Annotated in this window: 29 protein-coding genes and 1 pseudogene; 21 read left to right on the top strand and 9 right to left on the bottom strand. The window is 51.3% G+C overall.

Annotated elements, in window-relative coordinates; genetic code table 11:
- The first annotated feature begins 28 nt into the window (after positions 1-28).
- Entirely contained in the window at positions 29-241 is a 213-nt protein-coding gene (locus tag AU509_RS15805; RefSeq protein WP_094118797.1) for a heavy-metal-associated domain-containing protein, read from the top strand.
- On the top strand, positions 228-554 hold the full coding sequence (locus tag AU509_RS15800) for a metal-sensitive transcriptional regulator (protein ID WP_036153065.1): 327 nt from the start codon (positions 228-230) through the stop codon (positions 552-554). Before AU509_RS15805 ends, AU509_RS15800 begins: the two co-directional genes overlap by 14 nt.
- A gap of 184 nt (positions 555-738) precedes the next feature.
- On the opposite strand, the gene AU509_RS15795 is transcribed toward AU509_RS15800, so the two are convergent.
- Positions 739-1,794, bottom strand: a complete 1,056-nt coding sequence (locus AU509_RS15795) for an EAL and HDOD domain-containing protein (protein WP_244200941.1) — start codon at positions 1,792-1,794, stop codon at positions 739-741.
- Positions 1,795-2,567: 773 nt separating this feature from the next.
- Between AU509_RS15795 and AU509_RS15790 the strand changes: the two genes are divergently transcribed.
- Positions 2,568-3,527: a chemotaxis protein gene (locus AU509_RS15790; RefSeq protein WP_094118795.1), complete on the top strand. Its 960-nt coding sequence runs from the start codon at positions 2,568-2,570 to the stop codon at positions 3,525-3,527.
- 159 nt (positions 3,528-3,686) lie between these two features.
- On the opposite strand, the gene AU509_RS15785 is transcribed toward AU509_RS15790, so the two are convergent.
- From AU509_RS15785 to AU509_RS15775, 3 genes are all read right to left on the bottom strand, one after another.
- Positions 3,687-5,084 (bottom strand): MFS transporter, encoded by a 1,398-nt coding sequence (locus AU509_RS15785; protein WP_162896352.1) that lies wholly within the window; start codon positions 5,082-5,084, stop codon positions 3,687-3,689.
- Positions 5,085-5,399: 315 nt separating this feature from the next.
- The gene (locus AU509_RS15780; protein ID WP_254901613.1) at positions 5,400-5,747 is read right to left on the bottom strand and encodes an ExbD/TolR family protein; all 348 of its coding nucleotides are present in this window, start codon (positions 5,745-5,747) and stop codon (positions 5,400-5,402) included.
- A gap of 181 nt (positions 5,748-5,928) precedes the next feature.
- A complete protein-coding gene (locus tag AU509_RS15775) occupies positions 5,929-6,798 on the bottom strand; it encodes a LysR family transcriptional regulator (RefSeq protein ID WP_085652413.1) in 870 nt (289 codons plus the stop codon).
- A 294-nt stretch (positions 6,799-7,092) separates the two neighbouring features.
- Between AU509_RS15775 and AU509_RS15770 the strand changes: the two genes are divergently transcribed.
- From AU509_RS15770 to AU509_RS15750, 8 genes and pseudogenes are all read left to right on the top strand, one after another.
- Positions 7,093-7,692 carry a cysteine hydrolase family protein gene (locus AU509_RS15770; RefSeq protein WP_094118793.1) on the top strand — a complete coding sequence of 200 codons (600 nt, stop codon included), beginning with the start codon at positions 7,093-7,095 and terminating at the stop codon, positions 7,690-7,692.
- Positions 7,689-8,642 (top strand): hydrogenase expression/formation protein HypE, encoded by a 954-nt coding sequence (gene hypE, locus AU509_RS15765; RefSeq protein WP_254901612.1) that lies wholly within the window; start codon positions 7,689-7,691, stop codon positions 8,640-8,642. The genes AU509_RS15770 and hypE overlap by 4 nt, the downstream gene beginning before the upstream one ends.
- Positions 8,643-8,723: 81 nt before the next feature.
- A complete protein-coding gene (locus AU509_RS18850; RefSeq protein WP_254901611.1) occupies positions 8,724-9,449 on the top strand; it encodes an acylphosphatase in 726 nt (241 codons plus the stop codon).
- Positions 9,450-9,451: 2 nt separating this feature from the next.
- Positions 9,452-10,207, top strand: a pseudogene (locus AU509_RS18845) (Sua5/YciO/YrdC/YwlC family protein); the annotation flags it as partial.
- 125 nt (positions 10,208-10,332) lie between these two features.
- Entirely contained in the window at positions 10,333-11,103 is a 771-nt protein-coding gene (locus tag AU509_RS18840; RefSeq protein WP_409359772.1) for a Kae1-like domain-containing protein, read from the top strand.
- Complete coding sequence (locus AU509_RS15755) at positions 11,100-11,804, top strand: HAD family hydrolase (RefSeq protein ID WP_094118792.1); 705 nt, start codon at positions 11,100-11,102, stop codon at positions 11,802-11,804. Before AU509_RS18840 ends, AU509_RS15755 begins: the two co-directional genes overlap by 4 nt.
- 35 nt (positions 11,805-11,839) lie before the next feature.
- Positions 11,840-12,130, top strand: a complete 291-nt coding sequence (locus AU509_RS18835) for an MFS transporter (protein WP_254901608.1) — start codon at positions 11,840-11,842, stop codon at positions 12,128-12,130.
- A gap of 50 nt (positions 12,131-12,180) precedes the next feature.
- The gene (locus AU509_RS15750) at positions 12,181-12,990 is read left to right on the top strand and encodes an MFS transporter (RefSeq protein WP_254901607.1); all 810 of its coding nucleotides are present in this window, start codon (positions 12,181-12,183) and stop codon (positions 12,988-12,990) included.
- Between the two features lie 451 nt (positions 12,991-13,441).
- On the opposite strand, the gene AU509_RS15745 is transcribed toward AU509_RS15750, so the two are convergent.
- A complete protein-coding gene (locus AU509_RS15745; RefSeq protein WP_094118791.1) occupies positions 13,442-14,086 on the bottom strand; it encodes a TetR/AcrR family transcriptional regulator in 645 nt (214 codons plus the stop codon).
- A gap of 221 nt (positions 14,087-14,307) precedes the next feature.
- On the opposite strand from AU509_RS15745, the gene AU509_RS18345 reads away from it, so the two are divergent.
- From AU509_RS18345 to AU509_RS15725, 6 genes are read left to right on the top strand one after another with little or no spacing between them, the layout of a single operon-like run.
- Positions 14,308-14,739, top strand: coding sequence for an outer membrane factor lipoprotein domain-containing protein (locus tag AU509_RS18345; protein ID WP_217809666.1), 432 nt, complete (start codon positions 14,308-14,310; stop codon positions 14,737-14,739).
- A gap of 2 nt (positions 14,740-14,741) precedes the next feature.
- Positions 14,742-15,785 carry an efflux transporter outer membrane subunit gene (locus AU509_RS15740; RefSeq protein ID WP_217809667.1) on the top strand — a complete coding sequence of 348 codons (1,044 nt, stop codon included), beginning with the start codon at positions 14,742-14,744 and terminating at the stop codon, positions 15,783-15,785.
- Positions 15,782-16,459, top strand: a complete 678-nt coding sequence (locus tag AU509_RS18830; protein ID WP_254901606.1) for an MFS transporter — start codon at positions 15,782-15,784, stop codon at positions 16,457-16,459. The genes AU509_RS15740 and AU509_RS18830 overlap by 4 nt, the downstream gene beginning before the upstream one ends.
- Positions 16,459-17,364 carry an MFS transporter gene (locus AU509_RS18825; protein ID WP_254901605.1) on the top strand — a complete coding sequence of 302 codons (906 nt, stop codon included), beginning with the start codon at positions 16,459-16,461 and terminating at the stop codon, positions 17,362-17,364. The genes AU509_RS18830 and AU509_RS18825 overlap by 1 nt, the downstream gene beginning before the upstream one ends.
- Before the next feature lie 17 nt (positions 17,365-17,381).
- A complete protein-coding gene (locus AU509_RS15730; protein ID WP_094118790.1) occupies positions 17,382-18,392 on the top strand; it encodes an HlyD family secretion protein in 1,011 nt (336 codons plus the stop codon).
- Positions 18,393-18,446: 54 nt separating this feature from the next.
- Positions 18,447-18,782 carry a DUF190 domain-containing protein gene (locus AU509_RS15725; protein WP_085652422.1) on the top strand — a complete coding sequence of 112 codons (336 nt, stop codon included), beginning with the start codon at positions 18,447-18,449 and terminating at the stop codon, positions 18,780-18,782.
- On the opposite strand, the gene AU509_RS18200 is transcribed toward AU509_RS15725, so the two are convergent.
- Positions 18,765-18,941, bottom strand: coding sequence for a hypothetical protein (locus tag AU509_RS18200; protein ID WP_162896353.1), 177 nt, complete (start codon positions 18,939-18,941; stop codon positions 18,765-18,767). The two genes, AU509_RS15725 and AU509_RS18200, sit on opposite strands and share 18 nt — an antisense overlap.
- A 381-nt stretch (positions 18,942-19,322) precedes the next feature.
- On the opposite strand from AU509_RS18200, the gene AU509_RS18195 reads away from it, so the two are divergent.
- On the top strand, positions 19,323-19,649 hold the full coding sequence (locus AU509_RS18195; RefSeq protein ID WP_176223490.1) for a hypothetical protein: 327 nt from the start codon (positions 19,323-19,325) through the stop codon (positions 19,647-19,649).
- Positions 19,650-19,663: 14 nt separating this feature from the next.
- Here the strand turns inward: AU509_RS18195 and AU509_RS15710 are convergent, their stop codons facing one another.
- Entirely contained in the window at positions 19,664-20,257 is a 594-nt protein-coding gene (locus AU509_RS15710) for a TetR/AcrR family transcriptional regulator (RefSeq protein WP_208640002.1), read from the bottom strand.
- A gap of 95 nt (positions 20,258-20,352) precedes the next feature.
- On the opposite strand from AU509_RS15710, the gene AU509_RS15705 reads away from it, so the two are divergent.
- The gene (locus AU509_RS15705; protein WP_094118789.1) at positions 20,353-21,216 is read left to right on the top strand and encodes a nuclear transport factor 2 family protein; all 864 of its coding nucleotides are present in this window, start codon (positions 20,353-20,355) and stop codon (positions 21,214-21,216) included.
- 312 nt (positions 21,217-21,528) lie between these two features.
- On the opposite strand, the gene yajD is transcribed toward AU509_RS15705, so the two are convergent.
- Positions 21,529-21,876 (bottom strand): HNH nuclease YajD, encoded by a 348-nt coding sequence (yajD, locus tag AU509_RS15700; protein WP_085653697.1) that lies wholly within the window; start codon positions 21,874-21,876, stop codon positions 21,529-21,531.
- A 796-nt stretch (positions 21,877-22,672) separates the two neighbouring features.
- On the opposite strand from yajD, the gene AU509_RS18980 reads away from it, so the two are divergent.
- Positions 22,673-22,885 (top strand): hypothetical protein, encoded by a 213-nt coding sequence (locus AU509_RS18980; protein WP_139824068.1) that lies wholly within the window; start codon positions 22,673-22,675, stop codon positions 22,883-22,885.
- Here the strand turns inward: AU509_RS18980 and AU509_RS19130 are convergent.
- Entirely contained in the window at positions 22,821-23,144 is a 324-nt protein-coding gene (locus AU509_RS19130) for a phage integrase central domain-containing protein (protein ID WP_409359771.1), read from the bottom strand. The genes AU509_RS18980 and AU509_RS19130 overlap by 65 nt on opposite strands.
- An 857-nt stretch (positions 23,145-24,001) precedes the next feature.
- Here AU509_RS19130 and AU509_RS15690 point away from each other — a divergent pair.
- Positions 24,002-24,936 (top strand): hypothetical protein (locus AU509_RS15690; RefSeq protein ID WP_118895005.1); only part of this gene is annotated, 935 nt, incomplete at its 3' end.

Genomic DNA, 24,936 nt, shown 5'->3' with positions numbered 1-24,936 from the left:
CAAACGTTCAGAACAGAGGAGTGTGATGATGTCTCATACAGCATTAACGGTTTCGGGGATGGTGTGCGGCGGGTGCGTCAGTAAAGTGACTCAGGCTTTGCAGTCATTGGAAGGGGTGAGTCAGGTTAACGTGACGCTGGAGAGTGGCCTGGTTGACGTGGCGTATGCGGAAACCGACACCGCCAACCCAGACGCGTTCCGCAACGCCATTGAAGAGATGGGTTTCGATGTTGCCGGCTAAGTGCGACGCGTGCCTTGACGCCAGCGCGGGCGAGGCTGACGCGAAGCAGGTGGTACAGCCGCGCAAAAAAGCGTTGTTGAACCGTCTGAAACGGATCAATGGGCAGGTCAACGGTATCACGCAGATGGTGGAGCAAGACCGATATTGCGTGGATATTCTCAATCAGATTACCGCCGTGCGCTCTGCGTTGAGTGCCGTCGCCAACCAGATGCTGGCCGATCATGCCAACGGCTGCGTCCGCAAAGCGGTGCTGACTGACGGCGGCGAGGATGCCATTGCGGAACTGTTGCAGGTGATTCAGCGTATGCGTTAACGGTAAAAGCGTGTCGGCTGTGCCGATAACGCTTTTACCGAAGGCATTTCCGTCTGCCTGTTTTAACCGTCACCCGTATAGACGCGGCGTGCGGTATTTCGCTCGCTGAAAACTCGAGGGATAAGGGAATCTGCGTGTATTGAAAGAGGGGCTATCGGCAGGATAGGCAATATGAGAAGAACAATTATAAATCCAGCAATTCATCAGCCCAGAGGGTGGCTTCGGCGATCAGGTTCAGCATCTGCTCTTCATTAATGTCCAACATCTCCATGTAGGTGTTCACCTGCTCCCAGTTCTGCTTCTCGTAATAAGCAATGATGCTTAAATAGCGCGCTAACTCCCCGGCGTTGTCCATCAGTGCGCGTTTGATATGCGATGACACGGGGATTTGCTCCAGCAAAAGGTCCATCGGAGAATCCAGAATGGCGTCCAGCATGGAAAAAAGGCCGCACAAAAAGGCCTCGAACGGATCTTCGCGGCCGTGCAGACGGATCGACAACAGCTCACAGAATTTCCCCCGGATCAGACTCATACGATAAAGCTCGCAGGATTTATCCTTGCTCCCCATCGTAATGCTGATCAACGAAATAAAACGCCGTAATTCCCGTTGTCCAAGAAATATCGCGATACTGCGAAACGACATGGAGGTCGTGATGGCTGACAGGTTGGCCTTGTAGCGGAAATTGTTGAAGTACCGCATCAGTTTGTAGGCCAGCGATAAGTCGCTGTTGATCAGGCGCTCAATTCGGTCGTAGTTAAGCTCCCGCTCGTTGGCTTCCTTGAGCAGTTGAATGGCATTTTTATGATCGTTGGAAAGCCGTTTGGCTTTGAACATCTGCGGGTGGCTGAAGAAGTAGCCCTGAAACAGCGTAAATCCCATCGCCTTGACGCGCAGGAACTGCTCGTTGGTCTCGACTTTTTCAGCCAGATAGCTGAGGTGCTTGTGCCGCAGCGTGCTGATATAGCGTCCGATCTCTTCAAAGGTTGACTGCTGCAAGTCGAACTTGAGGATATCCACGTAGGGCAGAAAGCGATCCCAGCTGGGGTCCATACTGAAATCATCCAGCGCCAGCGTGAAGCCTTTTCTCTTTAGCCTTTTAACGGCCGAAAACAGCTCTTCATCCGGCGTGGAGTTTTCGAGTATTTCAATCACGACTTTGTCCGCCGGTAATATTTCCGCCTGACCATCGATAAGCAGCTGATAGGGAAAATTAATATAGCTGGGGTGATCACTGGTCAATTTATTCAATGGGGTGGTGAGAAATTGTTCTGATATTAGCTGGGCGGTGGCATATTCCGGGCTGACGTCAGGAAATTTGTTGGTAATACCTTGGCGAAATAAAAGCTCATAAGCTACGGGTTGTAAGCGCTGATCTAAAATGGGTTGCCGTGCAACGAACGAATACATAAGAAACCTCCAGACTGAAAAAGGTAAAAAGAGGTAACTGGATCCTTATTAACAAATTATTCCCTGTAATATTATTTTGTCCCTATATAGCCGGAGGGGCAGTACCATCTTCCTTCAACAATTCTAACAGTGTTTTGATTTTTTTCTGGCGGATGCCCCTGTTTTCAATCGACTATCCTTGACGGTTTCTCACCAGGAGCGGCCGCCAGCATGGCCTCAGCCCTTGGCGGATGGGGACATGCCGCGCTACCCGATTGATTCCAGAAGGATTTAACAGACTAATAAATTTTTTTTAAGAAACGGCCGCAAAGGTGTCTTAAGGTGATGTCTATGGGTGTGATTGATAATGACGTCATTCCACGCTGATGGAATCCCCGTCGCAGGGGCATTTATCCCTGAAGAATAATTTATTGTCTAAAGGATAAAAAAGACGGCTATTGTTAGCATATAGTTTTCATTTCTACAGCCGATAACAGGCAAGAGTAAGTTGAATAACATGACTGAGTGCACACGGCTTTGGGCGGATGTCGTTGATTAACGCGCTTATTGACTCGTTACGACGGCCGGCCAGACATTAATGAAGTATTCGTATTATTGAGGACTGCATGGATAATTTTCAGAAAGATATCGATGAGAGGACCAACCTCACATCCGCCAACAAATTTGAACTTCTCTTGTTCAGATTGGGAGGCTCCGAGCTGCAGGGGGGCGATTCCGAGCTGTTCGGCATCAATGTCTTCAAGCTGCGTGAAATTGTTCCCATGCCGTCGTTGACTAAAGCTGTGGGTATGAAGCCGCCGATGATGGGGATGGTCAATATCCGTGGACAGGTTATCCCCGTGATCGATCTCCCTGCGGTGGCGGGATGTAAGCCGGAAACCGGGCTGAATATTTTGCTGGTGACGGAGTACGCGCGCAGCACCCAGGCGTTTGCGGTGGAGTCCGTTGACGATATCGTCCGTCTGGACTGGAGCCAGGTGCTGACCGCTGAGGCGGGCGTCGGCAGCAGCTACATCACCAGTATTGCACGGTTGGATAGCGATAAAGAGAGTAACAATCTGGCGCTGGTGCTGGACGTCGAGCAGATCCTGCACGACATGATCCCGGTTGACCGCGATATTCATATCAACGATATGGAAAACAAAGCGTTCCCGATCAAACCCGGTTCGGTGGCGATTGTCGCCGAAGACTCCAAGGTGGCGCGTTCGCTGCTGGAGCAGGGGCTGGAACTGATGCAGATCCCGGGTCAAATGCACGTCACGGGTCAGGAAGCGTGGAATAAAATCCAGCAGATGGCGAAACAGGCGCAGGCAGAAAACGTGCCTATCTCCGATAAGATCGCGTTCGTGCTGACCGACCTGGAAATGCCGGAGATGGACGGTTTCACGCTAACGCGTCATATCAAGGGTGACCCGTACCTGAAGCATATTCCGGTGATCATCCACTCCTCGCTCTCGGGGAGCGCCAACGAAGATCACGTACGCAAAGTGGGCGCCGACGCTTATGTCGCGAAGTTCGAAATCAACGAACTGGCGGCTGCGGTTCAGAGCGTGCTGGTGAAGTAAACGCCGAGCGCGACCTGCAAAACTCCACCGACATCACGCTTGCGATGTCGGCGGAGACATCATCTACCCCGACGTCCTATGCCCCACATTCCGCCCTTCGCGTTGACAACGTTTAATCCCATCACTTACGCCCGTTGAACGCGGTGCCTCTCACGACGTTTATTCATTCACGACCGAGTGGGCGTGGACTAACCGACGCCGTCTTAGATTCAGTATCAATGCCACCAGGCTGAAGCCCATCGATGCCGAGAGGGCAAGATAAGCGCCTTCGCCGGCGGACAGAGAGAAGCACAGCCCGGCCAACGCGGCGCCCCATGCTTGTCCATTCACGCGGGCGGCTGCCTGCATCCCGCCCGCGGCTCCGCTGCGGCTGCGCGGTGGAGCTGAAAGCATGTCGCGGCTGTTCGGCGACTGGAAAAAACCAAACCCGACACCGGCTAAAAATAACCCGCAAAGCAGCCAGATATCCGTGGTGCCGTGCGGCAACGCCATAATCATTACCAGCCCGATAATCTGCAGGCCGGCGCCGATGGCGCACAGACTCCCCGCCTGAACCCGGTCAACGAACGAAGACAAACCGAGATTCGCCAGCGATGATCCGACAGGCCAGGCTGTCATCAGGAGACCGGTCTGCACGATAGTTCGACCGAGCGAATGCTGCATATAAAAGGGCAGGGCGACAAACGCGCACATTTGCGCCGCAAACATGCAAAACGACGCGGCGATCGCCCAGCGAAAGCGCGGGATTTTGAACAGATCGAGCGGAAGCAAGGGCGACTCGTCGCCGAGGCAGCGTTTTACCAACCGCCAGAGACATATCGCGGCGGATAGAATCAGCGTTAAGGCCAGCGCGGGGGACTCATTAAGCTCATTGAGACCGATCACGCCGAGGCTCATACCCAACGCATTGAGCACGATGGCCTGCAGATCGAACTTGCGCGGTTGACGCGGCGTCATGGGCAGCGCGCGGGCGCAGATCAGCGCTAACACCCCGATGGGGAAGTTAATTACAAACAGCCATTCCCAGGGGGCGACGGAGAGCACCGCAGCGCATATGGAAGGCCCGGCGGCAGAGGACGCGGTCACGACAAACGCATTGCGCGCTAGCCCCCGGCCGAACGTTTTCGCCGGGTAGGTATGACGCAACAGCGCTGACGTACAGCACATGATGGCTGCCGCTCCTACGCCCTGAATGATGCGCGCGGCGATCAGGCCGGACATGGAGTCGGCCAGCGCGCAGCCTAATGATGACAAGGTAAATACTACCACGCCCGCGCTGAACACTTTTCGGTAGCTTATGAATTCGCCCAGCGCGGCCATCGGCAGCAGCGTGGCGATGATGGCGAGCTGATAGCCATTGACGACCCACACTGAGGTCTGCGCGCTGGCATTCAATGAGTGTGCGATGGTAGGGAGCGCGACATTCGCTAACGTGCCATCAAGCACGCTCAGTACCACCGCCAGAGAGACGGACAGGATCGCCCACATCCGCCGTGAACCGGGAATGCCCTCTTCCTGAGAGGGGATGGACGTCTGTGCAGGGGACGAAGGTTTCATTGTTACAAACATCTCCAGGCCGCAGTCCTGAAGACGAGAACGGCACTTTTCTGATAAGTCTGCTTAATCGATATGAGCGTTAACTGTCTAAAAATAAAAGGAAAGCGCTGAGCTTCCCTATGGACTCATTATGGTATCTATCCTGAAAAGAGATCAACTGACCTGATTTTTTTTAGCGTAAAAATTCATGTTATCGGCGCTAATGCATTGATCGGGGAGGTAATGCGTTTTCCGCGTTCTAAGGTCTGTCGCGCCGCCCCTTATCCTGACGGCGCTTTTTGGGAGCGTGAAAATCTCGTTTATTGCGCGGTTTTATCAACAACAAAGTCTGACGTTGTCAGGCCAACGCTTTGCGCACTGATCATCACAAAAGCGACGCGGCCATATTCGGCGGCTTTGTCGGCGTATATACGCAAGTGGGGCAGCGAGGGACGTTTTTGCCGTCTCTTCCAGCCGGGATTTTAAGGTAGTGTCATCTACGGGCTGTTTATCCCGAGCGACACAGCCGTCGGCGAGCACCGAAATATCGATGGCCTGTGGGTCTTTATCCATTACGCTGGCATTCGCTTTAGGTAGATTGACTTTTACCGCATGGTTTATCACCGGCAGGCTCATCATAAAGACAATCAACAGCACCAGCATGACGTCAATAAAAGGCATCATATTGATATCGTTGGCCCGTGCGAAATGGCTGAACGCGATCGGCGGATGCTGAATCCGCGGTGCGTAGTTCGGTGACATCGGTGCTGGTAATACGTGAACGGGTAAGATAACAGGCGTACAGGTCATGGGTAAAACGAGCGATGGCAGGGTGCGGTTGCGGCATGAGTCCGGCCGAAGAGAGTTATGACTTTTTTGATATAACCATTTTTAAAAAATTATCTCGCAGAATATCTTGAATATGAGGGTTCCACGCAATTCCAATATTCCACATAATATTTTTACCCATGGGTTTAATAAGAGAAACCCCGGTAGGCAGAAAATGGCTCACGCCTGCGGGTAATAATGCAATGCCGTTTCCCTCAGCGACTAATGCTAATAAGGTGTGGATATCATCTGCTGCGGACGCGGGTTTACCAGTGAGAGCGTTTTCTTTGAGGAATTGCTCTACCTGTTCTGCCAGACCACGTCCACGTTGGGGCGTGATTTGTAAGAGTGGGTATTTATTGAGTATTGGCTGGATGTTTGCAGGATCGGCATGAACCCCCTGAGGGAGGGCCAAGACGAGAGTTTCTTCCATAATTGCCTGAAACTTAAGTTGATCTGTGCAGGGTAACCGTGTAAATCCAGCCGAAAGGGTGCCCTCTAATAGCCTATGGCATTGTACGTTTGATGGGATATCGTTGAGCGATATTTCTACATCGGGGTATTGTTCCCGAAAAAGATTGACCCATCTTGGCGCTATTTGAAACGAGGATATTCCAAATCCCAGCGTTAATTCACCCACCGCCCCTCTCTGTATGCGCCGTGTATATTCCGTGAAAACATCATAATGCTTCAACAATTCTTGACTCTTGGAATAGAGCATCGCGCCACACAGGGTAAGTTTTGTACCATGACGACCTCGATTAAAAAGCGTCATCCCCGTCAGATTTTCGAGTGACTGAATCTGTTTAGTTAATGCAGGTTGGGTCATGCACAGGGCTTCTGCGGCCTCATGGTAACTTCCTAGTTCAGCCAGAGTAGCAAATGCTCGTAGCAGCTTCAGATTCATACCCATTCCAGTTGTTTATCTAATATGGAAAAAACGGAATTATACAAACTATACCCGCATAGCTCAGATTGTCATTAGTTTTCAAATTGGGCGGTTATGTGAATGTCGAATTAAGAATATCGTTATGAAACAGATGAATAATTATATTTTTTACATGCATTAAATGCGCTTGCAGGGGTTATTACAGATTCAATACATTCACTGCTGACAATACTGATGTGCTAGCGAGGCTTAATTATCACTACTTGAATTCATAATGATTTTTCATGTTTTTTCAATGTGTAAGGATTCACTATGCCAAACGTCGCTGTTCTCACTAATGATCTTCAATACGAGTTCACATACAAAATAACGACAGATCAACAGGAGTTGAGGGAAAAACTGACCAAATTTAATGAGTTTCTTGATGGTGTCAGAAGCGCGGGGCACGCCATCATTCATTTACAGCTGATCCATGACCCCGATGATCCGGCAGTCCAACGCCGATATCGCAATCGCGCGGCAGGCATTCCGGCTATTGCCGGCACACCTGGTAATACCATCATTGATGCCATCCATCATCCATCGGACGTCATCGTTATCAAAGGGCGAGATAGTGGGTTTTTCGAGACAGAATTAGATAAAACGCTGCAAGCGCTGGATGTCAAAACAGTCGTCGTGACTGGATTACAGACGCATGTGTGTGTTCAGACGACGGCCGCAGATGCTTTCTTCCGGGGTTACAATGTTTGGGTTCCCGACGATTGCGTTTTTGCGCCTTCCGCAGAGGATACCGATCGAGCGCTGCAATGGCTTGCGGGCTATTGCGCCACCGTCGCACCGTCAGTTGAAATCTTATCGCTGCTTAACAGCATTGGCGACCTGCCTGAACGCGGTGAAAGGAAACCAGCATGAGCATACCTGATTCTCACTATGATAATGAGCTTGGTCCGGACTTGTTCGCGCCTGCGGGAGAAACCGTGATTTTGGACCATGGGACGGGGGCAAAATTAAGCCGGGAACTGGTCGAACGTATTTCCGCCACGTTGGAGGAGACTTACCTCGGGAAAATGGAAGATAGTGCGTTACTGGAACTCCCTTCCCATTGTATCGCGTTGACTACCGACTCTTTCGTGGTGACTCCGCTTATATTTGGCAATGGCGATATTGGTAAAATTGCCGTGTGCGGCACCGTTAACGACCTCGCGGTAAGCGGTGCCCGTCCACTGTATCTCACGCTTAGCCTCATCATTGAAGAGGGGATGCCGATGGCAGATTTACTGCATATCATCGCCTCCGTGCGTGACACCGCGCGGGCGGCGGGCGTGAAGATCGTTGCCGGAGACACGAAGGTTGTTGGTAAAGGTGAGGCCGATCAGCTCTTCATCAATACGGCAGGAGTAGGGGTGTTGGAACGACCTCCAGTCTCTGTACAAAACGTCAGGCCAGGTCAGAAAATTATCCTCAGCGGTTATATAGGGAATCATTCCATTCACCTTTTATCCATTAGAGAAGGTCTAGGGTTTGAACGTCATGTCTTGAGTGATTGCGCGCCGCTCAATCACATGATCGAAAGCGTTTTACGCGATATCCCGGCGGGGAAAATCGCCTCTATGCGAGACGTCACTCGCGGGGGGCTTTCGGCGGTCTTGCATGAACATGCCCGGACTGCGTCATGCTCAATCTTTTTTGATCAACAAGCACTACCGATCTTACCGGAAACAGCGATGGCAGCTGATATGTTAGGCGTGGATGTCATCAACCTGGCTAATGAAGCTGTCTCTGCCTGTTTGTTGAACCGGATGTCGTTGAAGAGGTGCTTGCGCGACTTCATGATCATCCTTTGGGTAGAAATGCAGCGCTGATTGGGGAAGTTAGGGCGGGTTCTCAGCCTGAGGTGTTTAAGGTCGAACCAGATGGCTCTCAGACGATGATTGAGGAACTTTATGGTGCGGAACTCCCCAGACTTTGCTGAGTCATCAGAAGAGGGCGATACCTGCAGATATCGCGTCTGCGGAATTGTTCAGGGGGTCGGTTTCAGACCCTTCGTCCATCGCTTAGCGCGACGTTATGGGGCCACCGGCTGGGTGCTCAATGATTCTGAAGGCGTTTTGCTGGAACTGCAGGCCCCTTCCGACATCATTGCTAAAATCATTAACGAACTCATGTCACAGCTACCACCTTTGGCACGTATTACGACTTTACGGCAAGTGGCATTGGATGCGCCGGCCCCCCGTTACTCAGGCTTTGATATTAGGAAAAGCCAAGATTTAGCCTATATGGACACGATTATTCCTCCAGATGCGAACGTCTGTGACGACTGCTTACGGGAGATGAGAGATCCAGGCAATCATCGTTACCGTTACGCTTTCATCAACTGCACCAATTGTGGTCCTCGTTACTCTATTATTTTAGGCATGCCGTACGATCGGATACAAAGTACGATGCGCTCGTTTGTCATGTGCTCTCAATGTGACCATGAATACCATGACATTGAAGATCGTCGATACCATGCACAGCCCAATGCCTGTCCTGTCTGCGGTCCACAATTACAGCTCACAGACTGTCACGGTAAGACAATAAAAGAAGCGGATGACATAATACGTTTCACTATCTCTAAACTGGTAGAGGGCGCTATTGTCGCGATCAAAAGCTTGGCGGCTTTCATTTAGTCGTGGATGCCAACAATACCGATGCGGTTAAAGAACTACGCCGACGCAAACATCGGGGGGCAAAACCATTCGCGGTGATGGTCGCCGATAGCAGCCGTGCAGCGCGGTGGACATGGGTGAGTCCCGAAGATGAGGCACTGCTTGAGAGTGAAGCACGTCCTATTGTATTGCTACCTAAGCGATCCGAGACGTTGCCAGAAGCTGTCGCGCCGAAAAATCCCAATCTGGGCGTGATGCTTCCCTCGACGCCTCTACAGCATATGCTGCTTGAAGATCCCAGACTTTCTGTCGTTGTCATGACCAGCGGCAATCTCTCCGGCCATCCGATTGTCATTGATAACCATACGGCAATCGAACAATTAGGCGCTATTGCCGATTATTTTGTGTTAAATAATCGGGATATTCGTACTCGTGTCGATGACTCTGTCGTACGTGTGATCAAACGAGCACACTCACCTGAGACAGAGATCTCTTTTTTGCGCCGATCGCGTGGCTATGCGCCTTATCCTATCCATTTGCCCTATTCAGTCGGAAATGTCGTGGCCTTAGGCGCAGAGTTGAAAACGACGGTAAGCATTGGAAAAGGCAAACAGGTTTTCATCAGCCAGCACATTGGTGACTTGAAAAACGAGACGACTTTCACATCACATGGCGATTGCGCCAGACACTTGCAAGGGTTGCTGGCGGTACAAGCCGACGTTTTAGCGTGTGACATGCATCCGGCCTTTCGCTCCACGCGAAATGCGCTCGGGCAATCAGATATTCAAGTAGTCCAAGTCCAACATCACCACGCTCACATGGCATCGTGCATGGCTGAGAATGGACTTTCTGGGAAGACGATGGGTGTGATTTTTGATGGCACAGGGTATGGCCTGATGGGACGATCTGGGGCGGCGAGTTTTTATTTGGAGATTTTGACGAGTTCGAACGCGTCGCCCATTTACGCCCAATGCTATTACTTGGCGGTGATAAAGCGGTTAAGGAACCTCTCCGGGTGGCAATAGCATTACTGGTTGATACATTCGGTGAAAAAGTAGAAAACGTTATGGATTTGCCCGTTATTCGAGACTTGCCCGAACAACGGCGGGACGTGTTTACCAAAATGGCGGCAAGAAATATTAATACGACTAAAACGACCAGCATGGGGCGCCTTTTTGATGGAATATCTGCTCTTATCGGTATTTGTACTGAGGTTGAATATGAGGCTCAGGCCGCCATTGAAATGGAAGCCCTTTTATTACGTGATTTCCACATGGTTAAACCGCTCGACTATGGCATAGAGGAAAATAAAGAGGGGAGGCTGGAGGTCGATTTCCGCCCTATGATTACAGAGCTGGTTCAGCTAATCAGAGCGGGTATCGTCGATGCTGCCGAGCTGAGTAGACGTTTTCATTCAACCGTCGTAGATATTATTAGTGAAGTTTGTTTACGCATGACCAAACGGCATGGAGTGAATAATATTGTGTTAAGTGGTGGTGTTTTTTGTAATGAGTTTATTTTAATCAATACGCTTCACTCTCTTGAGTCTCAAGACCTTAAACCTTATTTCCATAAATTAGTCCCGACTAACGACGGTGGTATATCACTGGGTCAGGTTGTGGTTGCCGCAAATAAAATTAAAAAAGAAAAATTAACTGAGAGAGATAAAACATGAATGCATCACTGGAAAGTTTTTCTGCGGTCTTGTTTGATATGGACGGTGTGCTCATCGATTCCAGGACGGTTATTGAAAGGGCATGGTGTGAGGCTGCGCAGATGTATGGCCGTCGAATTAGTGACGAAGATATGCAAAAACATATACATGGACATCCCGGGCCATACACCATCAAAACGCTATTTAACGATCTTCCGATATCCGACCAAAAGCGGGTTCAAGAACATATCATTCATGTCGAAAATACGGCGGATTGCGATCCTATTCCTGGCGTGGAAAAACTTATCGCCTCTTTGGGTGAAGCAGGTATTTCTGTAGGTATCGTCACAAGTGGCTGGCGACAAAAGATTGATCGTGTCATCGCGTTACTTCATGCTGAGCAATACATCTCGGTCATTATTGAAAGAGACGACGTGACCCGGGGGAAACCCTATCCTGACCCTTATCTTCTGGCTGCGCAGCGGGTGGGAATCCCTTCAAGTAAAACGGTGGTCTTCGAGGATGCAAAGAGCGGCGTGACTTCGGCTGTCGCAGCCGGTGCCTTTTGCGTTGGGGTGGGTGATGAAGATTTACTGCCATTAGGCGCCAAAGTGATGATCCCCGATTTCCGAGACGTAACAGTATCAAGCAACACGACAGACAGCGCGATACTTTCATTTTGTTTCAATCACCAGGTTTTGATGGAACGCTTACCCTCCTAGCGTCATGGGCTACCAGCAGAACAGGAATATAACTGATGGAGCTGGCACAAAAGTCTCGATGGGCTATTGCTGTACTCTTTTTTGTTAATGGTTTTGTACAAGGGGGATGGGCCGTACAAATAACACAGCTTGTTCCCCGTTTTGGCGTGGATGACAAGACAATCGGTCATCTCATTTTGATATTCGGTCTTGGCGCGTTATTGCTGATGCCACTGTCGGGTATTTTGATGGCGAAAATAGGTTCGCAACGCGTTGTCCAACTATTTTCTATTGCGACTTCTGTCGCATTGATCCCTTTGGGACTGGTCAAAAATATACCTCATTAGTCGTTGCGTTGTTTACTCTCGGGGCCATGATCGGCTCAATGAATGTTGCCATGAATGCCAATGCCGTGGCAGTCGAAAAAAAACTCTCTAAGGCAATATTATCCTTCTCGCATTGTTCATGGAGTATAGGTCTGTTTGTCTCGGGTTCTATTGGCGGCTATTCCGTCAAGCATTTTGGATATTTAGGCCATATTTTACTGATGAGTGTGGCAGCAATTTTACTCGTCAGTATGACATTGCCTTTTGTCATGAAAGATAAGCCTGAACCAAAAGAAAATATCAAACAACCCATGCGGTTGCCTCGTTCAGCCAAAATTTATTTTATTGGCGTGATGGCCCTTTTTGGAATGATCCCAGAATGTGCAGTTGTGGATTGGTCTTCACGCTATCTTATAAAAGATCTTCGTGCCGATATTGAGATAGCCAGTCTTGCCTTTGCCTTATTTGCATGTGGCATGTCAGTGCTTCGCTTAATAGGGGATCATATTCGTGACCGCTATGGCGCAGTCTGGATCATACGCGCATCGAGTATTTTGGCGGCCGTGGGCGTTCTAATCGCTGCATTGGCGATCACACCTTGGATGGCAATTTTCGGCTTCGCACTCGCGGGAATAGGTATCGCCAATATTGTACCGATCGCATTTTCTGCAGCAGGGAATCAACCGGGAGTTCTCGCCAGTACGGGAATGAGCATCGCGACGACGATTGGCTATTTAGGGACGTTGATGGCTCCGGCGCCGATCGGGTACCTTGCGGAATATATCGGCTTCTCTGCCGTGTATGTGTTAATGGCATTGATGTTGGGTAGCATTTTTTTGATGGCGCCAATAGTAGGGAGAGTCGGGGCTAATAAAATATAAATTTTTATCAGACAGAGTTAACGATATCGTCATTATCCCCTTGCTCTCGATTTAATAACGCTGAGTCACCTAAAGACCTATTGATTAAGAGTTAATAGCTCTACCGACTGAGTTGACGATCCGCTCGGGTACTCGCTAAAAGTTTTTACTCGTCATCGGAGCACAATTGCTGAGTGGCAGAGGCCGATTCGGCATTGACGTGGCCCTCTACACCGTTGCTGACAAAACGTTATATGGATCAATCGGCTGGGATCGCCTTTGCCAGTCACTAGCGAATAGACTAGCTAAATAAAAATCCCCATTCCTATTAATACGACCGGCGTAACCACCGATTAATGCGAGTGACATCAAACTGATTGGAGAGATGCTTGTGATCGCGCAACGGCGTCATGTCGCCCCAGGTGGCCGCAGGCGTTGCGTAGGGCTTACCTGTATGTCACACGCTTCTATTCTACGATGGCTTGTGATCTTCTGGGGGCACAACAGCAAATCGCCCGATGAAGGTGTCGACGGCCAGCTTTACCCATCTGTCAAGTTGGCCAGGAGAGGCCCGCGTTCCTGGATGTAACAAACAATCCAGTTGTCCTTCGCTGCGCACCATGCCAATGAAAAGGGCGGCGGCGGTCTCTGCACCGATATCATGGACATTGATATCGCCGGCCTGTGACGCCGCACTTAGCTGTTCCGCCACCATCGCGGTAACGACTTTGGGGCCTGACAGGTAGAAATGCCTGCCGGCCATCGGAAAGCGGGGAGATTCGGCGACGACCACTCTGAATAGCGCGACACCTGTCTCGGATAACACGATATCCAGATAAGCCCGGCCGATGTCCGTCAACGTTTTGGCAAGGTTTCCGGGAGCGGGCTGGATCGCGCTGACCGTCGAGGCCATTAATGCGCACTGCCGCTCAATCACCGCCATAAACATGGCCTCTTTACTGGGAAAGCAGGCATACAGCGTCTTTTTGGAGACGCCGGCTTCACGCTGAATCATATCCGTCGTCGCGGCGCTAAATCCATGCGTCAGGAATACCGAAGCCGCTGCATTTAAGACGATGGATGCCTTGTCATGATAGGGATGAATACTTTTAGGCACAGAGCGCTCCTGTGTTGAAGGCCATTATAGTCAGCAAGTATACCTACCGGTATTCTGAGGTAAAACTCATTTCTTACAACGATATTAAGAAATTGACGATATTTGATTTATTCCGTAAGATACCGATCAGTTTCCAGTCCTGAATACAATCGCAATATCCCCTTTATTTTTGTTGCTTTAATGAAGAGAACGCGAGTGCCGTTCTCAGTTTGAGGAATTGAATGAACCGTCTTGTTCGATACACATCGCTGTATCAAGGCGCACCTGCTCTGATTGCTCTGTTACTGGCAGGATGCGTTACTCCCCCGTCGGCAGAGGTGCCCGACACCGGCTCGAAAGTCGCAGCGCTGAAGGCGCGTGAGGCTATGGTCGCCGGGCATCCCGCACTGATCGGTTCCCGGGCGCCTGATCGCTGGTGGACGTTGTTTAACGACGCCACATTGATACAACTAGAGTCTGAAGTGGGTGCCAACCTGGATTTGCGGACAGCGGCTCTGCGTATTGACGAAAGCCGCGTGCAGTCAGGGCTGGTTGATGCTTCCCGCCGCCCCAGTCTTTCCGCCCGTAGCGGATACGCCAGTTCCGCCATCAGCGAGAACTCGCCCACCCATCGGCTCGGCGCGCGACCAGCAGCTATGATACCTGGTCGTTAGGGATGGAAGCCGCGTGGGAACTGGATTTATGGGGGCATCTGCGCCGTCGCGGCGAATCTGCGCAGGCCAACCTGCAGGCAGCCTACTACGGCAGAGACGCGGCTGAGGTTTCCGTTACTGCAGAGGTGGCACGGACCTATATTCTGCTAAGGGGTATACAGGCGCAGGTGTCGCTGGTGGACGCGAACCAGCGCATTGCCCGCGATTTGGTGCGCATGGCCGAAAGCCGGGAACGTAATGGGGTGGCTAACCGTTTCGATGCCGCATCGGCACGGGCGGATGCCGCAGCCCTGGAGGCGAGACTAACGGACCTGGACCATCAGCGAGCTACGTTGATGAACGCGCTTGCGCTGTTGCTGGGCAGGGCGCCGCGAGAGCTTGATGCGCGTTTGACGAGCGCCGCGCTGCCGTCTATGCCTGCGCAGTTGCCGATTGGCGTACCCTCCGACCTGGCCCGGAACCGACCCGATATATTGCAGGCGGAAGCAAAGCTGCATGCCGCAGTGGCGGACATCGGCGCGGCAGAGGCCGATTTCTATCCACGCATCAGCCTGACCGGATCGCTGGGCGTGCAGGGTTTCAATTTAACGGATCTCGGCAGTTGGGATTCCCGCCAGTTTTCGGTTGGCCCTACGCTCTATTTGCCCATTTTCGAAGGCGGGCGCTTACGCCGACAGCTGGAGTTAAGTGAAACGCGTATGTCTCTGGCGGCTGTTTACTATCAGCAAACCGTGCTGCGCGCATGGCACGAAGTGGACAACGCGCTGGGCGCTTATGCCAGTGAAGGCAAACGGCATGAACTGCTTCAGACTGCCGTCGAAAACAACCAGGTGGCACTCTCCGTAGCCCAACGCTCTTATCAGGAGGGTTCGGCTGATTTTACTACCGTATTGATTGCCCGCCGCACGTTGCTGGCAAGTCAGGCAGACCTGAGCGACTGCGCAACCGCCTCAGCACTGGCCGTTGTCTCGCTGTATCGTGCGTTGGGCGGTGGATGGTCGGCAAATCTCCAGGCTGAAACCGCGAAGGACAGGATACGATCATGAGTACGGCAATGCCCGCTTCCGCTCCGTCCATCCCTCAGCCCCAACCGGTTTTTAATTCCCGTCTGGCCGTGGGTCTGTTAGGCATACTTCTCGCCGCGATGGTCGCCGGTCTGAGCAGCCGGGTTCCCTCTCTGGTGCTGGTTGATATACAAGGAGGGCTGGGTTTTGCAAAGGATGATATCTCCTGGCTTACCACCGCCTATTCGGCTGGTGAACTGGCCGCCATGCCATTTGCGGCGTGGTTCGCCATCACCTTCTCAATGCGCCGTTTCCATTTGACGATGCTGGCGGCGGCAATGGTGCTTGCCGCCCTGTTGCCTTATATCCGCGATTTGCACTTACTGCTGGCGCTGCGTGTCCTGCATGGTCTGTGCTCGGGGTCGCTGGTGCCCATCCTGATGATGGCTGCGCTGCGTTTCCTGCCTGCGCCGATCAGGCTGCACGGCCTGGCATTGTTCGCGATGACGGCCACACTGTCACCCAATGTCGCACTCTGGCTTGCCAGCGTCTCCGTCGATCAACTGGATAACTGGCGATGGGCATACTGGAATGTCATTCCTCTGGGGCTGTTAGCCATGGCGATGGTCGCATGGGGGATTCCTGAAATGCCGATGGCGCTGGCGAGGCTAAAACAGGCTGACTGGTTTGGTATGCTGTTTGCCGTACCCGGCTGATGTTGTTGGTTCTCGGCATCGATCAGGGCGTGCGTCTGGACTGGTTTCACTCACCGATGATTGTGGCCGCACTGAGTGTTGGTGCCGGCTTTACCGCGTTGTTCTTTATCTGCGAGTGGTTACATCCTACGCCATTCATCCGGCTGGACTTATTGAAACGGCGCAATATCTGGCTGGGCTTCATCACGTTGTTGGGCTTTTTTGTCGTCACCTTTTCCGGGGTCGGTTTACCTGCCAATACCCTGGCTGGACTGCACGGTTTTCGCCTTGAGCAGACGGCTTCTTTGGGATTGATGGTTGGTCTTCCGCAACTGATTCTGGGGTCCTGTGTAGCGGTTATGCTGTACCAGCGCTGGGTAGACGCGCGCTACGTCTTTGCCGCCGGCCTGGCATGCATGGCCGCCGCATGCTGGCTGGCGTCGGGGGTGACGGATGAGTGGATGGTGCCGCAGTTCCTGGTCATCACACTGTTGCATGCCATCGGGCAACCGCTGGCGATGGTTGCCATGCTGTTTCTTATCGTCAGCGTCGTTCAGCCAATGGAAGGCCCCTATCTGGCGGGGCTGGTTAATATTGTGCGCGTCATCAGTACGGTTGTGGCGGGGGCGCTTATCAATCAACTGAATCTGATACGTACCCGCACTCACTATGAGTCGTTACGGGATCAGGCCGGCAACCTTTCGGCGCAATGGGCAGGTTTTCATCCCTCGCCTGACTCGCTTATCGCGTTGGTCGTCAGGCAGAGCAGTGTGCTGGCGGTGGCGGATGTCTACCGCGTTATCGGTTTGGTTGCGCTGCTGATGATCCCGCTGGTCCTTAAGTTCCAGTATATTCCGGCGCCTGTCGTTCCTCGTCTCTCTCCGTCCGTTCCGTCGGCCACGCAGCCTGGCGTGGCATCAAAATAAGCTAAAGAAAAGTGAACATGACTACTAAATCTAAACTGAAAATCACCCTCGCACTGATGGCCGCCGTCATGGTGATCTCGGCTATCTGGGTACTGAACAAATCGGAGGCCGGCGCCGCCTCGCAAAGCACAGATGATGCTTATGTACGTGCGGATTTCACCGTGATTGCCCCTCAGGTTTCAGGTGTAATTAACACGGTTTCCGTGGATGACAACCAACAGGTAGAGCAAGGGGCGCCTTTATTTCAAATTGATGATCGAGAATTGGTGGTTGCGCGCGAAAATGCGCAGGCCAATATCGACAGACTCAATGCACAATTGGAACGTCAGCAAAGCCTGATTGCGCAGGCAAATGCGGCGGTTGCCGCCTCAAATGCTAACCTCAAACTGGCGGAACGAAACCACCAGCGCTTTATCAATCTTGCCCGTGACGGTTCAGGTACAGTAAAGGACCAGCAGCAGGCCGAAGCGGAGTGGGGCGTACAGCGTGCCGCTTATGAACGAGATCGGGCGGGATTGCGCTCAGCCGAACAGCAGGTAAAGGTTCTACATGCCGAGCTGGATAAGGCCCGGGCGGAAAAAGCGGATGCTGACCTGCGGCTATCCTATACACAGGTAGCCGCCCCGATAGCCGGCACGGTGGCGCAACGCCATGCGCGTGTCGGAGGGTATGCGCATGTGGGCGAGCCGCAGCTTACCCTGGTGCCGCTGGATAAGATCTACATTGAAGCCAATTTTCGTGAAACCCAGTTAGCGCGTATACAGGTTGGACAGGCCGTAGACATCACGGTGGATGCGTTGCCCGACGTACATCTTACCGGGCATGTATTAAGTGTCGGGCCTGCTAGCGGCGCAAGCTTTTCACTGGTGCCACCACATAATGCGACGGGGAATTTCACCAAAATCGTTCAGCGACTACCTGTTCGTATCCGACTGGATAAAGAGCAAAAAGACGTGATGAGGCTACGTGTTGGTATGTCAGTCACACCGACTATTGATGTGGGCGATACCCCATCAACACCAATGTGATGAACTGTTTTCTTATCACGTATCCAGAATAACTTACTGTTTCTGAGGTGACGTATGCACGGCTATCAAATAACGTTTTTTACCCAGCAGGACCGTTTACATGGACAACGTCCTCTTGCGCAATGGCTGATCGAAGAAGCCCGACGTCAGGGCATTCGCGGCGCGACGCTGAACGGCGCGCTTGGCGGGCTGGGGCACGATGGAACCGTGCATGCGGTCAACCTTTTTGATCTCTCCGACCAGCCGGTTCAAGTCACGCTGGTGGTCACTGAAGAGGAGGCCGCGCGGTTCTTTCAGATTTTGGAAAAAGAGCAGGTAAACGCTTTTTACGTTCAGGTCGCCGCTGAGTTTGGCACATTGGGAAGCGGACCATCAGAGACGAGCCAATAGTCCCGGCAGCCGTCCAGTGGAAGAAGAGGCAGTGGCGTTTAACGGAGGGGCGATGATACCGCCCAGCCGGTCGGAAACTTCAGCAACGGAATAGCCACGCTTAGTGATCTGCCGGACGGCCTCTTTTTCATATTCAGGTGTACGTCGTGGTGTGCCCATACGCTCCTCCTATGCTCAAAATATAGGGCAGGATTGTCTACCGTGGCAGGGACCGTCCAATTATTCATATTTAGGGTATACCGTTGGGTTACCATCATCTTAATTAAATATTATGGCCCTATATTTAATCTATTTATATTACGGTGCATCAGAGGTAATTAATTAAAGTATCTTATTGTTTTATAATGATTGCGTTAATTATAAAAAACATCCGTGAATAAATTCTTGTTTATTTTATTAGGCTTGCAATATAAGGAAACCCAATACCAAAAAACGAATAGACTGTTTACTAATATGAAACAGTGCGTTTAGCTATCCGGTGTTTTCACCGACTGTGCGCTTTATTATATTCGGTAACTCCTGAAATGAGTTGGAACCGAAATGAATAACACTATTTCAAAGCCACTTGTAGTGCTCATTGCCTGCCTATCTGTGGGTGGATTAATTTCTACGGATATATTTTTACCTGCATTGGGCGATATGAGCGTTTTTTATAAAGTCACAGAAGCACAAATACAGGATGCCATCGCGATATTTTTATTGGGTGTCGCTTTTTCTCAAATCGTGGGGAGAGTTGAGGAGATACCCTTCGCGTTGGCGGCATCTTATCCCTTCCGCGTTTACAGCTCGATCGCTGAAGCTAAGGGACCGGCACGCTTCGAGGTGATAAACGCTGCTGGACACCTCGTCGCCGTTTCGACGAAATGACAACCAACGGCCGCTTATCCCTCCTTTAATGCGCTCATCGACGTTTCAACAATCCCGAGCAGCGTTTCGCGGCCTGCGCCATCCTGCGCCTGAAGCGAAATACCCTGAATTATCGCGGCGAAGTACGTGGCGAGTCGTTCTGTGTCGGTATCGGGCGGCAGCTCGCCATCGGCGATTGCACGCTCCAGTCGCAGGCGGATCAGGCGTATGGTGCTGTGCCGAAGTTCACGCATGCGATCGCGCAGGGAGGCATTTTGTGGCAGGCAGTTGATTAGGCCGAGAGTGACTAAACAGCCTCCCGAAGAGGGGCTGGACAGCGCGGTGTCCAGACTCGCCAGTAGCATGGTCTTGATGACATCGCGTATGTTTCCGCTGTCGGCCAGCGCGTTCATGCTGACGGAACCAGCCGTTGCAAGATAAAGGTCGAGCGCTTCTCGGTATAACGCTTCTTTCGATCCGAAGGCGGCGTAGAAACTGGGCGGGTTAATGCCCATCGCGGCCATCAGTTCGGAAAGCTGGGCGGCTTCATAGCCTTTGGCCCAAAAAATTTCCATCGCGCGTTGGAGTGCCGTATCACGATCGAAGCTCCGGGGACGTCCACGGGCCATAGGATCTCCTTTTTGTAAAACCTATTACATAAATATTGACGAGGTAAATCCGCGTGCCAATAATGTAATCTCTATTACATAAATGGAGCAAGCGCATGTCTGATCTTTCCGAAAGCCGTATCGAAATCGTTCGTCGCTACTTTCGCGAGGTGGATGCAAGATCCGCCACTTTGCTGGACTTGTTCACAGAAGATGTCGAGTTCTTCTTCCCCAAGTTCGGCGCGATGCGAGGTAAGGCTGCGCTTGCCCTGTTTGCAACGCGCATCGCCAGAGACGCAGCGACGCTCTCTCATGACATTGATGGATTGGTCTTCACCGTTGACGGCGATCGCATCGTCGTGGAAGGGCGAGAGTGGGGAGTGACCGCAGAGGGGCGGGCGTGGCCGGATGGCGATATTTCGCAAGGCCGTTTTGCCACCGTCTTCGAGTTCGACGGGCTGTTGGTCAAGCGAGCGTTCATCTATGTCGATCCCGACTTCACCAGCGAAGACCGCAGGCGTGTTGCGCTGTACCGTGACGGTGTTTCTTCTCCGACACCTCACCAGATTGCTTCACTTTATTTTGAACGATGGGCGGTCCTGTGGGCGACGCCGGACGATCCTCTGGCTCTGGAGGGGGTGCTCGAACTGTTTGCAGAAGACGTGGACTGGGACATCCCGGGCGATCGGGACACGGTGCCCTGGATCGGCCCGCGCCGGGATCGCCAGGAGGTGAGTGCTTTCCTTATGGAACTGGTGGCACAGATTGCCCCTGAGCGATTCGAGGTGCGGCGAATTCTGGCTGATGCCGAGGAGGCGGTGGCGGTGGGTGAGTTAGCCTCCCGGGTTAAGGCCACCGGACGGTTGATTACCAGCCCCTTTGCTTTCGTACTGACCGTCCGAGACGGTAAAATCGTCCGTTTCCGTATGCTGGAAGACAGCCATGCGGTCGCGGCTGCGGTATCAGGACCGCGCGTTTAGACGGTCTCATTTAGTCAATCCTAACGTCACCAGGAGTCAGACCGAGACATGCCGAAGAGGTGCTTGTCGGGTCAGCGCGCACGTTATGCTTTATCACCGTATGGGCTTTCAATGGAACAGATTGGAAGCGGAACGCGCCGTTTTTTTACTCATGAATGGAAAAAACGCCACGGCATTCTGTTGAATACCTTGGCGTTGATTTTAGGGAATCTAGCGGGATCGCCTTCGCTCATCAGTGGCTAAGCTTCGATTCGAATGATGCTGCAATGTCTGTCGAAACCACCCCAAGGCATCAAGTGATGCCACGCGGAGTTATTTCTTCTTGTTAATCATGGATTTTAAATCGGCAAAAGGATTATAGGTTGCCGCGTCGATATCGTTTTGTGCGTCTTCGCCCGCCACCACGGTTGAGCCGTACTGATCCGCTTCCGTGTACTTCGAGTGTTCGTGGTCATGGCAATAAAGGCACAAGAGCTCCCAGTTACTGCCGTCTTCCGGATTATTGGTGTGGTCGTGATCGATATGGTGAACGGTCAATTCCCGCAAGTTTGAATAAACAAACTCCCGCGAGCAGCGTCCACATATCCACGGATAGATTTTTAGTGCTTTTTCACGATATCCGCTTTCTAAACGCGTGTAGTTTTTGGGGATTAGTGCCATTGCCGATGTTACCTGTCATAAAGAGATTGCCCCTAATATATCCCATAATGGAACCTCCGCCCAATGTGGCCGCCAGCGATTCATCGCCAGAAAACGACCGGGTGATTAACACGCTGCACTCATCAACAGCGGTCGTCCTGGTATTACGCGATTAGGCCTTACCTTGATTAACGAAGGGGCGAACGGTCGTGTTTTTTAGCGACCCACTATCATGAGATTATCTGGAAATAGAGTTCACCGTTTGGGGGTAAAAGCTGAACGACAATAGGGTCTCCTGCGCTTATCGGAGCCCGTATGTAGGGATCCCACCGCTGACACTGCGTTGAGATCGGCGAGCGAGCTGGAGACCGAGCGACTCATACCCATCCCCAGCAAAACAATTTTATTCGTTAATTGTCTGAAAAGCGCGGAGCACAACCGGTTGTTGCCGTGGTTTTGTTCATGCGGCGATCCTTAGTTTTATTTGTCAGAACATGAATCTAGGGATCTAAAACAGGCAAGTGGCTTCCCGCCTCGCGAAATTGCGTAATCAGATTTTCGAATCTGACCGGTAACGGCGTTTCAACCGTTTAACCCAACAACGTTTTTGCTCGGGTAGGGTTTCCTCTAAATCGCCCAACATCAAAATTACGAGGGGAGCCTCGCGAACCTCTACCTCTGCATGTTGAGACGTATGTGACGCCGCCAATGTTGCCAGTTTGACCGTTTTCTTGGAGTGGTACGTCAGTGTGATCCGCTGGTGCGGCCGACAGGAATATAAAGCGCGATGTTAATAAAGGGGAAAGGAGATATTTTGATGTGGGGGCAGTCCATTTTTAAAATCTCTCTTGTGCGAGCGAGCCAAGCACAATTCGCTGGAACTGATGAACAAGTGCAGGGTGAGCAATACCGCCAGCTGGGTCAGTTCCCGGCCTTGCTAATAGTTTTCAATGCGTTCCAGCAACTCAGGCAGACGCTGCCAGCGGCAGATTCAGGTAATAACATTTCACTGACGAAGCGGTTACGCTAACTAAATCTAGCTCCGGATTATTTCCCACCCATCCTTGCTGAACCGCGTAACGCATAATGTTGCACAGATGCTGCTGTGCTCGGGATGCGATCTCCAGCAAACCGTTTTTCTCAATACCCTTCAGCAGGGCAGTGAAGTGCCGGGTTTTGAGTTCCGTTATCGGGTGATTACCGATCGCCGGAAAAACATAATTGCTCAGGCAGGCAAGCGGCCTAGTTTTTCGATTAAGTTCTGTTGCTTTTAAGCCACCGTAGCGCAACGGTCTTGAAACTTTTTACTATCGAAATGGTGAAGTACCAGAGACGTGAACAAGCAGGTTTAACGCGGAGATATGGACTGTGTGAGTCAGATAGTTTTATGGGGGGAGCGGGAAATGTTAACTTGCGGATTTTCGTGACATATAAGAGACATTTGGGGGGCACTCCGTCATCGAACCAACCTGCCCCCAAATCTGACCATCAAATTCCCCGATGCGGAGAAAAAGCCTGAAACGCAGTTGAAAGCGTTCTCGTTACCTTACCGCATCAAAACGCTAAAGAACTTGCTTAGGTACATGCAAACAAAAAGCCCGCTTAAGTTTCCTTAAGCGGGCTTTTCTAAAATTGGCTCCTCTGACTGGGATCGCCTTTGCCAGTAACTGGCTAATAATTAAGCTAATCCTGAATTCCCCTCTTGTCAAGACCACCAGAATGACCACCAATCGAAGCTGGTTACATAAAACTGATTTGAGCGGTCTACGTTCATTTGGTAATCGTTACTATGGTTATGTCTACGAGGGTAGTGTTGTTTCTGTCCTCATAGTGGAATTGTACCCGAGAAAATACCAGGGAGCCTGTTCTGTGCATATGTTGTGTGAAAAGGTTTTTGGTCAAAGAGAGACTGCCGAAAATAGAGCTAAAAACCGTGCTCGTGTGTAAAATTTGGCCCTAACTAACCAATTGAGCAATTTCATATTTTGCGTAGACGCGCGCCCTAAGTTTTTGGCAAGTGTTTTCACACAGTCTGCGCCAATAGCGGACGTTCAAAGTATTCAAGTAGTTACAATATTATGTTCTGGCTTGGGTCTCTAAACGTGGATATGGTGAAATCAAATAATTTTTAAGGGTCAAGATTTCTATGAATATAGCAGTAAGGAACGTAGACAAAGTCAGAGTATCACGTGCGGGACACACTTTTCATGAAAGGTGGACAGCGCGGCGAGCTCTTCAGCTTGTGTTCCCGAAGGATAATCTTTTCGCGATAGTGATCGAAGGCCTATCCCCTAACGAAGATCTAAAGCTTGGAAAAGAGGCAGAGGATATAGCCGACCTTGTTCTTTATTATGGCAATGGAGATACTTTCGAAACCTGCACAGCCCAGCAGATTTTGCAGTTCAAATACAAGGAAGCTTCCGAGCCCGTCACATCATCCTATCTGAAAAAAACGATCAAGAAATTCGCCGCAACACTGCGAAACTTTAAGGTCAGCATTTCGGATGAAGACATAGCGAAGAAACTGTCATTCGGGTTCGTGACGAATGCGGAATTTTCTGGTGAGCTTTGGGATGCTATCGCGTGCTTGAAATCGGGTCGCGCACCGGGGTCCAATAGCGCCAAGAAGCAACTTGAGTACCTCAAAACCTGGTGCAAGGAAGAGAAGGTCGAAGCGGAGGACATTTTCCTGCTCATCGAGTTTCGCGCTGCAACAAATGATTTGCCTGCGCAGAACCGATTCTTGCGACGAACAATCAGTGATTGGTCGGCTGACTCAAGCGGACTGGCTGCAAGGAGGCTGTTTGCACTCGTAGAGATTGTCCGAGAGAAGTCGCAAATCGAGGGGCAGGGCAAGAATTCTATCAGGCGTGAAGATATCCTCGATGCTCTTGAATGTGATGAGGATCAGTTATTTCCAGCGGATACGCGGTTTGTTGATGTTGGTGATGTCGTTGAGCGCAGCGCCTCGCAAGATGTCAAAGACGAGATCGAAGCCAGCAATCTTCCCGTATTCCTCCATGCTGACGGCGGTGTTGGAAAAACTGTCTTCATCCAGAGCCTTACCACATATCTGACAGT

It is taken from the genome of Lonsdalea britannica (assembly GCF_002111595.1).
In the GTDB taxonomy this organism is placed as follows: domain Bacteria; phylum Pseudomonadota; class Gammaproteobacteria; order Enterobacterales; family Enterobacteriaceae; genus Lonsdalea; species Lonsdalea britannica.
This window is presented reverse-complemented; position numbering and strand designations above follow the sequence as displayed.

Coding starts and splice junctions, on each gene's coding strand:
- AU509_RS18195 (WP_176223490.1), top strand. CDS start 19,323: ATGAATAACACTATTTCAAAGCCACTTGTAGTGCTCATTGCCTGCCTA.
- AU509_RS18835 (WP_254901608.1), top strand. CDS start 11,840: ATGGAGCTGGCACAAAAGTCTCGATGGGCTATTGCTGTACTCTTTTTT.
- AU509_RS15780 (WP_254901613.1), bottom strand. CDS start 5,747: ATGATGCCTTTTATTGACGTCATGCTGGTGCTGTTGATTGTCTTTATG.
- AU509_RS15785 (WP_162896352.1), bottom strand. CDS start 5,084: ATGAAACCTTCGTCCCCTGCACAGACGTCCATCCCCTCTCAGGAAGAG.
- AU509_RS18200 (WP_162896353.1), bottom strand. CDS start 18,941: ATGGGCACACCACGACGTACACCTGAATATGAAAAAGAGGCCGTCCGG.
- AU509_RS15740 (WP_217809667.1), top strand. CDS start 14,742: ATGGAAGCCGCGTGGGAACTGGATTTATGGGGGCATCTGCGCCGTCGC.
- AU509_RS18850 (WP_254901611.1), top strand. CDS start 8,724: ATGGTGCGGAACTCCCCAGACTTTGCTGAGTCATCAGAAGAGGGCGAT.
- AU509_RS18345 (WP_217809666.1), top strand. CDS start 14,308: ATGAACCGTCTTGTTCGATACACATCGCTGTATCAAGGCGCACCTGCT.
- AU509_RS15710 (WP_208640002.1), bottom strand. CDS start 20,257: ATGGCCCGTGGACGTCCCCGGAGCTTCGATCGTGATACGGCACTCCAA.
- AU509_RS15800 (WP_036153065.1), top strand. CDS start 228: ATGTTGCCGGCTAAGTGCGACGCGTGCCTTGACGCCAGCGCGGGCGAG.
- AU509_RS15750 (WP_254901607.1), top strand. CDS start 12,181: ATGAATGCCAATGCCGTGGCAGTCGAAAAAAAACTCTCTAAGGCAATA.
- AU509_RS15775 (WP_085652413.1), bottom strand. CDS start 6,798: ATGAATCTGAAGCTGCTACGAGCATTTGCTACTCTGGCTGAACTAGGA.
- AU509_RS18830 (WP_254901606.1), top strand. CDS start 15,782: ATGAGTACGGCAATGCCCGCTTCCGCTCCGTCCATCCCTCAGCCCCAA.
- AU509_RS15790 (WP_094118795.1), top strand. CDS start 2,568: ATGGATAATTTTCAGAAAGATATCGATGAGAGGACCAACCTCACATCC.
- AU509_RS18825 (WP_254901605.1), top strand. CDS start 16,459: ATGTTGTTGGTTCTCGGCATCGATCAGGGCGTGCGTCTGGACTGGTTT.
- AU509_RS15770 (WP_094118793.1), top strand. CDS start 7,093: ATGCCAAACGTCGCTGTTCTCACTAATGATCTTCAATACGAGTTCACA.
- AU509_RS15730 (WP_094118790.1), top strand. CDS start 17,382: ATGACTACTAAATCTAAACTGAAAATCACCCTCGCACTGATGGCCGCC.
- AU509_RS15755 (WP_094118792.1), top strand. CDS start 11,100: ATGAATGCATCACTGGAAAGTTTTTCTGCGGTCTTGTTTGATATGGAC.
- yajD (WP_085653697.1), bottom strand. CDS start 21,876: ATGGCACTAATCCCCAAAAACTACACGCGTTTAGAAAGCGGATATCGT.
- AU509_RS15725 (WP_085652422.1), top strand. CDS start 18,447: ATGCACGGCTATCAAATAACGTTTTTTACCCAGCAGGACCGTTTACAT.
- AU509_RS18980 (WP_139824068.1), top strand. CDS start 22,673: ATGTGGGGGCAGTCCATTTTTAAAATCTCTCTTGTGCGAGCGAGCCAA.
- AU509_RS15805 (WP_094118797.1), top strand. CDS start 29: ATGTCTCATACAGCATTAACGGTTTCGGGGATGGTGTGCGGCGGGTGC.
- hypE (WP_254901612.1), top strand. CDS start 7,689: ATGAGCATACCTGATTCTCACTATGATAATGAGCTTGGTCCGGACTTG.
- AU509_RS15705 (WP_094118789.1), top strand. CDS start 20,353: ATGTCTGATCTTTCCGAAAGCCGTATCGAAATCGTTCGTCGCTACTTT.